Genomic DNA, 10338 nt, shown 5'->3' on the forward strand with positions numbered 1-10338 from the left:
CGCGCCAGTCGCCGGCGGCGTCGTCCCAGGCGTAGTCGGCCCAATAGGCTTCGTCCATGCGCGCGTCGAGCGCGGCCAGCACGCGCGCGGGCGGTTGCTGCCCGGCCGCGAGCGCGTTGAGCCGCGCGTGTTCGGCGCAGGCCAGCAGCGTGCCGACCGGCACCACCGGCAGGTCGCGGCCGAACGCGAGGCCCTGCGCCACGCCGGTGGCGGTACGCAGGCCGGTGAACGAACCGGGCCCGGCGCCGAATGCAATGGCGGCGCAATCGGCCAGCGTGAAGCCGGCCTCGTCGAGCAGTTCGCGCACGGCCGGCAGCACGCGCGTGCTGGAGACGGCGCCCGTTTCGTCGTGGCGGAACCAGATGCGGGGGGCGGAAGCGGCGGCCGCGTCGGCGGGCGCGGCGATCAGGGCGACCGAGCAGAATTCGGTCGACGTATCGATGGCGAGGAGCACTGTTTGCGTCATGGCCGACATTGTAATGCGGCGCCCCGCCGGTTCGGGCGTTTCCGGACAGCCGGCCGTCGCGCACGCGCCTCGCCCGGGTTTGGAAGGAACGCTCGACCCGCCGCGCCGCGCCGCTTGCTACCATCTGCCGACCTGAAAACCCACGGAGACACCCGCATGAGCGACATCGCCACCCAGTTCAAGCAAGCTCAGGACGACGTCCAGCAACTGACCGAGCGCCCCGGCAACATGACGCTGCTGCGCCTCTACGCGCTCTACAAGCAGGGCAGCGAAGGCGACGTGCACGGCGACAAGCCGGGCTTCACCGATATCGTCGGCAAGTACAAGTACGACGCCTGGGCCGCGCTGAAGGGCACCGCCCAGGAACAGGCGCAGCAGCAATACGTGCAGCTCGTCGAAGATCTGAAGAGCGGCGCCGCTTCGTAGGCCGCCGCGCTGCGACGCCGCTTATGTGTGACATAAGTGGCGTCAAACGTAAGCAATCGTGTCGAACCGGCGTGCAACGCGCCGGCATTTCACAAAAACGCCATGCAGCAGTGGCGCGCCGCAGCAAATCCCGCTATACTCGCTCCCGCATCACGCACTGGCCGGCCGTCTGGCCCCACCGCCTGATGCCTCGTACGTTTCGCTCCAATCCAGTTTAGAACCTGTCCCCTCCTGCCTCTCTGGGCCCTTGCGGCCATCAAAGTATCAGGCTGGCGGCGTGTTCGGCGATATCCGGTTTTCGGACATCCGCCGTGTGCCGCACCCGAAACAGCTTCTAACAGCACCCGTGAGTGAGTCTGCGTTTTTCAGAACGCGGACGTCTGTCACGTTCCCGATTTGCTCGATGCATTGTCGACTTGGGCATGCACGATTGGCGCCGACGTTTAACCTACCGTGTTTCAAGGATTGATATGACTTCGAGCCAACCCCAAAGCCCCATGACCGCGATTGCTGACGAAGCACTCGGCGTGACGACCACCGACGCGCCGGCGCCCGTCGAGGCAGCCGCGCAGCCGGTCGTCGACGGCCCGACCTTCGAATCGCTCGGGCTGTCGCCGGAGATCGTTTCCGCGCTGCAGGCCGCCGGCTATGTGAAGCCGACGCCTGTTCAGCAGCGTGCGATCCCCGCCGGCATCGCCGGCCGCGATCTGCTGGTGTCCAGCCCGACCGGTTCGGGCAAGACCGCCGCGTTCATGCTGCCCGCCATCGAGCGCTTCGCTCAGATGCAAAAGAACCTGGCCCAGCAGCCGCGCACGCCGCGCGAGCCGCAATCGGCCGACCGCCGTCAGCGCCGTCCGCAGCCGGTTGCCCGCCCGGGCCTGCTGGTTCTCACGCCCACCCGCGAGCTCGCGATGCAGGTCACCACGGCCGCCGCGAACTACGGCAAGCACCTGCGCCGCCTGCGCACCGTCAGCATCCTCGGCGGCGTGGCCTACGGCCAGCAGCTGATGCTGCTCGCGAAGAACCCGGAAATCCTGGTCGCCACGCCGGGCCGTCTGCTCGACCACCTCGAGCGCGGCCGTATCGATCTGTCCGAACTGCAGATGCTGGTGCTCGACGAAGCCGACCGCATGCTCGACATGGGCTTCATCGACGACATCGAAACGATCGTCGCGGCCACGCCGGCCACGCGTCAGACGATGCTGTTCTCGGCCACGCTCGACGGCAAGATCGGTTCGCTGACGAGCCGCCTGCTGAAGGATCCGGAACGCATCGAGATCGTCCAGAAGCTCGAAGCGCGCACCAATATCGCCCAGACCGTCCACTACGTCGACGACCGCGATCACAAGGATCGTCTGCTCGATCACCTGCTGCGCGCCGAGTCGCTCGACCAGGCCATCATCTTCACGGCCACCAAGATCGACGCCGACAACCTGGCTGGCCGTCTGGCCGACGCCGGTTTCGAATCGGCCGCGCTGCACGGCGATCTGCCGCAAGGCGCGCGTAACCGCACGATCCGCGCCCTGCGCGAGCGCCGTGTGCGCGTGCTGGTCGCGACCGACGTGGCCGCACGCGGGATCGACATCCCGGGCATCACGCACGTGTTCAACTACGATCTGCCGAAGTTCGCCGAAGACTACGTCCACCGTATCGGCCGTACCGGCCGTGCCGGCCGTTCTGGCACGGCGGTGAGCCTCGTGCACCACGCCGAGCAAGGCGCGCTCAAGCGCATCGAGCGCTTCGTGCGTTCGCCGCTGCCGGTCAACGTCGTCGAAGGCTTCGAGCCGCGCAAGGCGCCCCCGCGCAACGGCGCGCCGGGTGGCCGCGGCCGTCCGGGCACCGGCAACGGCGGCCGCCGCTTCGGCAGCGGCGGCGGCAAGCCGGGTGGCAGCCGTGAAGGCGGCTACGGCGGCAACCGCGAAGGCGGCCGCAGCTACGGCAGCGGCAATGGCGGCGGCTGGAGCGGCAAGTCGGCCGGCGGTAATCGCGAAGGCGGTTACGGCGGCGGCAACCGTGAAGGCGGCTACGGCGGCGGCAACCGCGAAGGCGGTTTCGGTGGCGGCAACCGCGAAGGCGGCTACGGCGGCAACCGTCGCAACGACGGCCCGCGCGGCCCGCGTCGCGGCACGGCCTGAGCGAACACGCGGGTGAGCCGGCGGCCCTGAACGGCCCCTCGCCTCGCCCGTTTCGCCAGCCGCGAACGAACAACCGGTGCTTCGGCACCGGTTTTTTTTCGCCCGCATTGGCACTTTCACAATGCGGGAAACTGGTCTTGTCCCGTCAAAGACGTTCGCCGAAGCGAACCACCAGCAGTTCCCGGGCAGGATGCCGCCGTACAACGGCTCGCCGTCGAACGGAGAGGCCTGGCACGGGCCGCTCCGGTTTCAAGACCGTTACGACCCGCGCGCCGGTTCCGGCTCGCGGGTTTTCCTTGTACGGCACCTCATCGGTACACGATCACCGGAATCTTCGTATGCGTGAGCACGCGCTGCGTCTCGCTGCCGATCAGCAGGCTGCCCAGGCCGCGCCGGCCGTGCGACGCCATGAAGATCACGTCGCAGCCGCCCCGCTCCGCCGCCTCGATGATGCCGAGATACGGCGACGGGTGCAGGCTCGTCCAGCTGTCGCACGCCACGCCGGCCACACGCGCGGCCGCTTCCACCTCGTCGAGATGGGCACGCGCCTCGCGCTCGCAGCGCTCGCGAAAATCCACCGGCGGCTCGACCACCGCCTCCATGGCGAACGGGGAATAGGGATAGTGCGGCAGGCACGCGTAGGCCGTGACGCGTGCGTGGACCGTGCGCGCGAGATCGATCGCGCCGTCGATCGCCTTGTGCGACAGCTCGGAGCCGTCGGTTGGAACCAGGATGTGCTTGAACATGGCGCCCTCCGTCTGGTCGACGCCGCGGCGGCATCGCCCGCCTACGCCGCGGCAGCCTTCACCCACTGAGTGTAGGCCGCCGAACCGGCAGAGCCGGTGCGGCAAAGGGTTCGTCCTGATATCGGAAACGCGGGGCCGGGCCGTGTTTCAGCCCCAGTAGCCGGGCCGTTCGTAGGTGTGCTTGAGGAAATCGAGAAACAGCCGCACGCGCAACGGCAGATGGCGGCGCTGCGGAAACACCGCGTGGATGCCGATCGGCGGCGCGGCGAACGCGTCGAGCACGCTGACGAGCCGGCCCGCCGCGATGTCCGCGCCGACCTCCCACCACGAGCGCCATGCCAGCCCCTGCCCGGCCAGGCACCATTCGTGCAGCACCGCGCCGTCCGAGCATTCCATCGTGCCGTTCACGCGGATCGACACGGTCTGCCCGTCCTGCTGGAACACCCAGCCGCGCTGCTGGTTGGCGTTGGCGGCCAGCGCCAGGCAGTGATGCCGCGCGAGATCGTCGAGCGTGGACGGCGTGCCGGCCCGCGCCAAATAGCTTGGCGAGGCCACGCACACGCGCCGGTTCTCGCCGAGCTTCAGCGACACCAGCGACGAATCGGGCAGCTCGCCGAGCCGCACCGCGCAGTCGAACCCCTCGTTGACCAGATCGACCACGCGATCCGACAGATCGAGCGTGATCGTCACATCGGGATGCGCGCCCGTGAACGCCGGGATCAGCGGCGCGACGTGACGCCGCCCGAAGCCGGCCGGCCCCGACACGCGCAGATGCCCGCTCGCCTTCACGCCGCCCGCGGACACGCTGGCCTCCGCGTTCTGCATGTCGTGCACGATGCGCTGGCAATCCTCGAGGAACGCCGAGCCCTCGAACGTCAGCGTGAGCTTGCGCGTGGTGCGCACCAGCAGCTTGACGCCGAGCCGCTCCTCCAGCGCATCGAGCCGGCGGCCGATGATGGCCGGCGCAACGCCCTCGGCGTTCGCGGCCGCCGACAGGCTGCCCTTCGCGGCGACGGCGATGAAGGTCTCGATCTGCTTGAAACGGTCCATGGGGAAGGCGGAAGCTCAGGAAAAACGCGGGCGTCGCGCCCGCAATGACCGCCAGACTAGGTTGGTAAAAGTAAAAGATCAAGTGATCGTTAGCCGCTTATTGCGCCGCGCGCATCACGAATAGAATCGTTTTCCGACCTCTCACCGGAGCGCACGGCCATGTCGCCCATCGCGGCCCCTGCCCCTTTTCCCAAAGCCATCCTGTTCGACGCCTACGGCACGCTGTTCGACGTGCATGCCGTGGTGGCCGCGGCCGAGCAGTTGTTCCCGGGGCGCGGCGAGGCGCTCTCGCAACTCTGGCGCCGCAAGCAGATCGAATACACGCAGTTGCGCACGCTGTCGGCGCCCGACGGCGCGCGCTACCGCCCGTTCTGGGACATCACGCTCGACGCGCTGCGCTACGCCGCGCGCACGCTGGGCGTAGCGCTCGGCGCATCGGCGGAGAAGCGCCTGATGGACGAATACGCGTGCCTGTCCACCTACCCCGACACGGTGCCCGTGCTGCGCCGCCTGCGCGCGCTGCCCGGTGCGCCGCGGCTGGCGATCCTGTCGAACGGCGACACGCGCATGCTCGACATCGCCGTGAAAAGCGCCGGCATGGCGGGCCTGTTCGATCGCGTGCTGTCGGTGGAAACCGTGCGCGCCTACAAGCCGGCCGCGGCCGCCTACCGGCTCGGCACCGCGGCCTTCGACGCCGAGCCGCACGAGCTCGCGTTCGTTTCGTCGAACGGCTGGGATGCGGCCGGCGCCGGCTGGTTCGGCTACACGACGTTCTGGCTCAATCGCGGCGGCGCGCCGGGCGAGGAGCTCGGCATCGCGCCGGCCGCCACCGGCGCCGGCATGGACGATCTGCTCGCCTTCGTCTCCGGCCTCGCCGCCTGAGCAGGCGCGCATCGCGCGGCGGCGCTCTTACAATACCGGTTCGTCCTCGTTGCCCGACCGCATCCGATGAACCCGTCCGCCGCCTCGATCACGATCGACATACCGCCCGAATTCGCGCCCACGCCCGAGCATCCGTTGCGCGTGCGGCCCCGGCCGATGCCGGCCGCCACGCGCATCCCGCAGCACACGCACGCCTGGGCGCAGCTCGCCTACGCGCCGCGCGGCGTGTTGCGCGTGACGACGGCGGGCACCACCTGGATGGTGCCGCCGTCGCGTGCGATCTGGACGCCGCCGCACGTCGCGCACGAGATCGTGGTGGTCGAGGATGCGTTCCTGCGCACGCTCTATATCGACGAATCGGCGATTCCCGGCGGCCTCGACGATTGCCGCGTGGTGGAGGTATCGGGGCTGCTGCGCGAACTGATCGTCGCGCTCGATGCGCGCGACCTGCCGCAGGCGCGCGAGCGAATGCTGACGGCGCTGATCCTCGACGAGCTGACGCGCAGCGAACCGCTACCGCTCGCCGTGCCGATGCCGACCGAGAAGCGGCTGCGCGCGCTGTGCGAGGCCGTGCTCGCGCATCCGGCGCAGGCCGAATCGCTCGATTACTGGGCCGCCCACGTCGGCGCGAGCACACGCACCGTGGCGCGGCTGTTCCGTCAGGAGTTGGGGGTGAGTTTCACGCAATGGCAGCAGCAGGCGCTGCTGGCGCGGGCGATCCCATTGCTGAACCAGGGGCGGCCGATGTCGCACGTCGCGCAGGAGCTCGGCTATCAAAGCCAGAGCGCGTTCTCGGCGATGTTCCGGCGGGCGTTCGGCAAGAGCCCGCGCGCATTCATGCTGGGCGACACGGGCACGCAGCCGCCCGATCCCGAAGATCCCGCCGCGCTGGCCGAACTGGCCGCGCGCGCCGATACGGCCTGAGCACGCCGACAGCGGCACGCGGCCGCTCGCTCAATGCACGCGCCGCACCATGTGGCGAATCGAACCGAGTTGCGCGAGCCGCGGCCCCGCGAGCCGGTAACCCATGCGCAGATAAAGCTTGGCCGCCGGGTTGTCGACGAACACGCGCAATTGCGTCTCGCGCAGCCCGCGCGCCTGCGCCCAGCGATGCGCGGTGTCGAGCAGATAACTGCCCGCGCCGATGCCGCGATTGCCCTCGCTGATCTGCACGTCGCGGATATGCAGCGAATCGCCCTCTTCGGTCAGCCGCATCATGCCGACGCGCACGCCGTCGCGCTCCAGAATGAAGTTTTCCGATTCGCACCAGCTCAGATAGAACAGATCGGCGCGCCATTGCAAGTCGTGGCGGCGATAGTAGTCGCCCATGTTGGCGTGCGTGAGCGCTTCGGCGAACTCGAAATCCGCCGGCTCGGCCGGGCGAAGCTGGAACAGCAGTCTGACGTCGATGGGATCGAACATGGCATCGTGAAATATCCCGGATCCCCGCCACAATAACCCAGCGCGCCGCCGATGCAATGCCGGATTGTCCCGATTTGCAGCGGCGCACGAAATTCGGCGACAGATCCAGCGCGCCCGAGCGGCGCGCCAAAGCAAAAAGCCCGTTCAGGACATCCTGAACGGGCTTTGCATTCTGGCGGAGCGGACGGGACTCGAACCCGCGACCCCCGGCGTGACAGGCCGGTATTCTAACCAACTGAACTACCGCTCCAGCTTTTCACTACCACCAGCAGGCGTTGGTCGCTCCTGCCGGCACATCGATCGAATCAATCGAACGACGCCTGTGTTTGGCGTCCCCTAGGGGATTCGAACCCCTGTACTCACCGTGAAAGGGTGATGTCCTAGGCCTCTAGACGAAGGGGACTGCGTACCGCTTCTTTACTGCCGCCGCGTTGTTGGTGGAGGTAAGCGGGATCGAACCGCTGACCTCTTGCATGCCATGCAAGCGCTCTCCCAGCTGAGCTATACCCCCATGCACCGCGACAACACTACTACGCTTTACTGCTTGCTCATCTACAACAAAGCCCGTTCAACGAACAGCCGAACGGGCTTGACGTATCTGGCGGAGCGGACGGGACTCGAACCCGCGACCCCCGGCGTGACAGGCCGGTATTCTAACCAACTGAACTACCGCTCCAGCTTTTCACTACCACCAGCAGGCGTTGGTCGCTCCTGCCGGCACATCGATCGAATCAATCGAACGACGCCTGTGTTTGGCGTCCCCTAGGGGATTCGAACCCCTGTACTCACCGTGAAAGGGTGATGTCCTAGGCCTCTAGACGAAGGGGACTGCGTACTGCTTTCTACTGCTTGCACCTTTAACGATAAAGCCCGTTCATCGAAACAGCCGAACGGGCTTTGCGTTTTGGTGGCGGAGCGGACGGGGCTCGAACCCGCGACCCCCGGCGTGACAGGCCGGTATTCTAACCAACTGAACTACCGCTCCACACTACACTTCCCGACAAGCCGGCGCATTCTGCTGCTCGGCTCATCCGCATCGCACCAACCGGGCACGACGCTTTGACTGGCGTCCCCTAGGGGATTCGAACCCCTGTACTCACCGTGAAAGGGTGATGTCCTAGGCCTCTAGACGAAGGGGACAAAATCTTTGCAGATTTGTCTTGCTGCTGGTTTTTGCTGTTTGCGCATTCAGCAAAGACCGAGATTCTTACTGATTTTCAGCGTTTTGTGAAGGATTTTTTTCAACCCGTTCACGACAACCGCTTCAATCAAGATACTGCATAAAACACTGTTCTGTTGGTGGAGGTAAGCGGGATCGAACCGCTGACCTCTTGCATGCCATGCAAGCGCTCTCCCAGCTGAGCTATACCCCCTTGCAGAACAGAAACGAGATTATAGAGAGCGACTTTGGGTTTGTAAATACCCTTTTTATCGGAATCGCAAAAAATCCGCCGCCGCGCGCCGCTCTCGCGCTGCCCGGAAGCCACCCGCCGCAACAGCGAACGCGCGCCCTCCGAGGCAGCCGTCACCTCACACCGAGAGACGCGACACCACGGCGTCGCGATCGAGCAGCGCCAGCACGGCGTCGATCGACGGCGTATGCGTCGTGCCGACCACCAGCAGACGCACCGGCATCGCGAGTTGCGGCATCTTCAGGCCGTGCGCGGCGAGCGCGCCCTTCAGCGCGGCGGCGATCGCTTCCTTGGTCCATTCGGCCGTTTTCAGCGCGGCGGCGAGATCGGCCAGCGCGGGCTTCACGGCATCGGTCACGCGCTGCGCGAGTTCCTCGGCATCGGGGGCCGGCACGCGATAGAACATCGCGGCGCCATCGACGATTTCCTTGATGGTCGACGCGCGATCCTTCATCAGGCCGATCACGGCCGGCAGCGCCGCGCCGTTCTCTAGCGTGGCCTCGTCGATGCCGAGCGCCGCGAAGAACGGCTTGGCCAGCTCGGCCAGGCGCGCGTTGTCGGCTTCCTTGATGTAGTGGTTGTTGAGCCAGTCGAGCTTGGCCTGGTCGTACTGCGCCGGCGACTTGCCGAGGTGCTCGAGGTCGAACCACGACACGAACTGCTCGCGCGAGAAGATTTCCGCATCGCCGTGCGACCAGCCGAGGCGCGCCAGGTAGTTGAGCACGGCTTCGGGCAGGTAGCCGGCGTCGCGATACCCCATCACGCTCATCGCGCCGTGGCGCTTGCTCATCTTTTCGCCCTGCTCGTTGAGCACGGTCGGCAAATGAGCGTAGACGGGCTCCTCGCCGCCGAGCGCGCGCAGGATGTTGATCTGCCGCGGCGTGTTGTTGACGTGATCGTCGCCGCGGATCACATGGGTGATCTGCATGTCGAGATCGTCGACCACGACGCAGAAGTTGTAGGTAGGCGTGCCGTCCGGACGCGCGATCACGAGGTCGTCGAGTTCCTCGTTCGAGATCTCGATCGTGCCCTTCACGGCGTCTTCCCACACCACCGAGCCGGTCAGCGGATTGCGGAAGCGCAGCACCGGTTGCACGCCGGCCGGCGGCTCCGGCAGCACCTTGCCCGGTTCCGGGCGCCAGGTGCCGTCGTAGCGCGGCTTTTCGCCGGCTTCGCGCTGGCGTTCGCGCAGCGCGTCCAGTTCCTCGGTCGACATGTAGCACGGATAGACGAGCCCCTTCTCGACCATCTGCGCGAGCACCTCGCGGTAACGGTCCATGCGCTGCATCTGGTAGAACGGGCCTTCGTCGAAATCGAGATCGAGCCACTTCATGCCTTCGAGGATCGCGTCGACCGAGGCTTCCGACGAACGCTCGACATCGGTGTCCTCGACGCGCAGCACGAACACGCCCTGCGTGCTGCGGGCGAACGCCCACGGATAGAGCGCGGAGCGGATGTTGCCGAGGTGGATGAAGCCGGTCGGGCTGGGCGCGAAGCGGGTACGGACAGGACGGGTCATAGACGGGAACTCGATGGCCGCTTGCGCGGCTCGGATGACAAACGACGCGGCGACGGCGCACGGTGCGCGCCATGCGCGCGGGCGCAGCCGGCGCCGGAACGAAATAAAACGATCCGGAATTATACCCGCCGCGCGCCGGCTTCGAGGGGCCCGCGGCCTCGGCCGGATGGCCAGGCCGAACCGCCTCGCCGCTCCGCTCGAGCACCGCGACGGTTCCGCCCGCGTCCTGCCGCTTGATTTATGATGTGCGCGCCGCGGCGGGGCCGCCGCGCGCGAGGTC

General features: G+C 67.2%; 9 protein-coding genes and 8 tRNA genes. 4 read left to right on the forward strand and 13 right to left on the reverse strand.

Annotated features, from left to right (window positions below; genetic code table 11):
• A partial coding sequence (gene tsaB / locus G3N92_RS25530) for a tRNA (adenosine(37)-N6)-threonylcarbamoyltransferase complex dimerization subunit type 1 TsaB (RefSeq protein ID WP_206130379.1) occupies positions 1-475 on the reverse strand: 475 nt, incomplete at its 3' end.
• Between the two features lie 147 nt (positions 476-622).
• On the opposite strand from tsaB, the gene G3N92_RS25535 reads away from it, so the two are divergent.
• Together G3N92_RS25535 and G3N92_RS25540 are read left to right on the forward strand one after the other, a co-directional pair.
• Positions 623-892, forward strand: coding sequence for an acyl-CoA-binding protein (locus G3N92_RS25535; RefSeq protein ID WP_206130380.1), 270 nt, complete (start codon positions 623-625; stop codon positions 890-892).
• 470 nt (positions 893-1362) lie between these two features.
• The gene (locus G3N92_RS25540; RefSeq protein ID WP_206130381.1) at positions 1363-3027 is read left to right on the forward strand and encodes a DEAD/DEAH box helicase; all 1665 of its coding nucleotides are present in this window, start codon (positions 1363-1365) and stop codon (positions 3025-3027) included.
• Positions 3028-3335: 308 nt separating this feature from the next.
• Here the strand turns inward: G3N92_RS25540 and G3N92_RS25545 are convergent, their stop codons facing one another.
• Complete coding sequence (locus G3N92_RS25545) at positions 3336-3773, reverse strand: universal stress protein (RefSeq protein ID WP_206130382.1); 438 nt, start codon at positions 3771-3773, stop codon at positions 3336-3338.
• A gap of 147 nt (positions 3774-3920) precedes the next feature.
• The gene (locus tag G3N92_RS25550) at positions 3921-4823 is read right to left on the reverse strand and encodes a LysR family transcriptional regulator (RefSeq protein WP_206130383.1); all 903 of its coding nucleotides are present in this window, start codon (positions 4821-4823) and stop codon (positions 3921-3923) included.
• 159 nt (positions 4824-4982) lie between these two features.
• On the opposite strand from G3N92_RS25550, the gene G3N92_RS25555 reads away from it, so the two are divergent.
• Positions 4983-5705, forward strand: a complete 723-nt coding sequence (locus G3N92_RS25555) for a haloacid dehalogenase type II (protein ID WP_206130384.1) — start codon at positions 4983-4985, stop codon at positions 5703-5705.
• 66 nt (positions 5706-5771) lie between these two features.
• Complete coding sequence (locus G3N92_RS25560; RefSeq protein ID WP_206130385.1) at positions 5772-6629, forward strand: helix-turn-helix transcriptional regulator; 858 nt, start codon at positions 5772-5774, stop codon at positions 6627-6629.
• Between the two features lie 30 nt (positions 6630-6659).
• Here G3N92_RS25560 and G3N92_RS25565 read toward each other — a convergent pair whose 3' ends face one another.
• From G3N92_RS25565 to gltX, 10 genes are all read right to left on the reverse strand, one after another.
• The gene (locus tag G3N92_RS25565) at positions 6660-7127 is read right to left on the reverse strand and encodes a GNAT family N-acetyltransferase (RefSeq protein ID WP_206130386.1); all 468 of its coding nucleotides are present in this window, start codon (positions 7125-7127) and stop codon (positions 6660-6662) included.
• 173 nt (positions 7128-7300) lie between these two features.
• A tRNA-Asp gene (locus G3N92_RS25570) sits at positions 7301-7377 on the reverse strand.
• A 77-nt stretch (positions 7378-7454) separates the two neighbouring features.
• Positions 7455-7530: transfer RNA gene (locus G3N92_RS25575), tRNA-Glu, on the reverse strand.
• Between the two features lie 32 nt (positions 7531-7562).
• Positions 7563-7638 (reverse strand) — tRNA-Ala (locus tag G3N92_RS25580).
• Positions 7639-7726: 88 nt separating this feature from the next.
• Positions 7727-7803: transfer RNA gene (locus G3N92_RS25585), tRNA-Asp, on the reverse strand.
• Between the two features lie 77 nt (positions 7804-7880).
• Positions 7881-7956, reverse strand: a tRNA-Glu gene (locus G3N92_RS25590).
• Between the two features lie 79 nt (positions 7957-8035).
• Positions 8036-8112, reverse strand: a tRNA-Asp gene (locus tag G3N92_RS25595).
• 79 nt (positions 8113-8191) lie between these two features.
• A tRNA-Glu gene (locus G3N92_RS25600) sits at positions 8192-8267 on the reverse strand.
• Between the two features lie 157 nt (positions 8268-8424).
• Positions 8425-8500 (reverse strand) — tRNA-Ala (locus G3N92_RS25605).
• Positions 8501-8657: 157 nt separating this feature from the next.
• Positions 8658-10058 carry a glutamate--tRNA ligase gene (gene gltX, locus G3N92_RS25610; protein WP_206130387.1) on the reverse strand — a complete coding sequence of 467 codons (1401 nt, stop codon included), beginning with the start codon at positions 10056-10058 and terminating at the stop codon, positions 8658-8660.
• Positions 10059-10338 lie beyond the last annotated feature (280 nt).

It is taken from the genome of Burkholderia sp. Ac-20379 (assembly GCF_017104645.1).
In the GTDB taxonomy this organism is placed as follows: Bacteria; Pseudomonadota; Gammaproteobacteria; order Burkholderiales; family Burkholderiaceae; genus Burkholderia.

Bases quoted from the DNA above. Each gene is read 5' to 3' on its own strand.
- G3N92_RS25535 (WP_206130380.1), top strand. From the start codon at position 623: ATGAGCGACATCGCCACCCAGTTCAAGCAAGCTCAGGACGACGTCCAG.
- G3N92_RS25540 (WP_206130381.1), top strand. From the start codon at position 1,363: ATGACTTCGAGCCAACCCCAAAGCCCCATGACCGCGATTGCTGACGAA.
- G3N92_RS25545 (WP_206130382.1), bottom strand. From the start codon at position 3,773: ATGTTCAAGCACATCCTGGTTCCAACCGACGGCTCCGAGCTGTCGCAC.
- G3N92_RS25550 (WP_206130383.1), bottom strand. From the start codon at position 4,823: ATGGACCGTTTCAAGCAGATCGAGACCTTCATCGCCGTCGCCGCGAAG.
- G3N92_RS25555 (WP_206130384.1), top strand. From the start codon at position 4,983: ATGTCGCCCATCGCGGCCCCTGCCCCTTTTCCCAAAGCCATCCTGTTC.
- G3N92_RS25560 (WP_206130385.1), top strand. From the start codon at position 5,772: ATGAACCCGTCCGCCGCCTCGATCACGATCGACATACCGCCCGAATTC.
- G3N92_RS25565 (WP_206130386.1), bottom strand. From the start codon at position 7,127: ATGTTCGATCCCATCGACGTCAGACTGCTGTTCCAGCTTCGCCCGGCC.
- gltX (WP_206130387.1), bottom strand. From the start codon at position 10,058: ATGACCCGTCCTGTCCGTACCCGCTTCGCGCCCAGCCCGACCGGCTTC.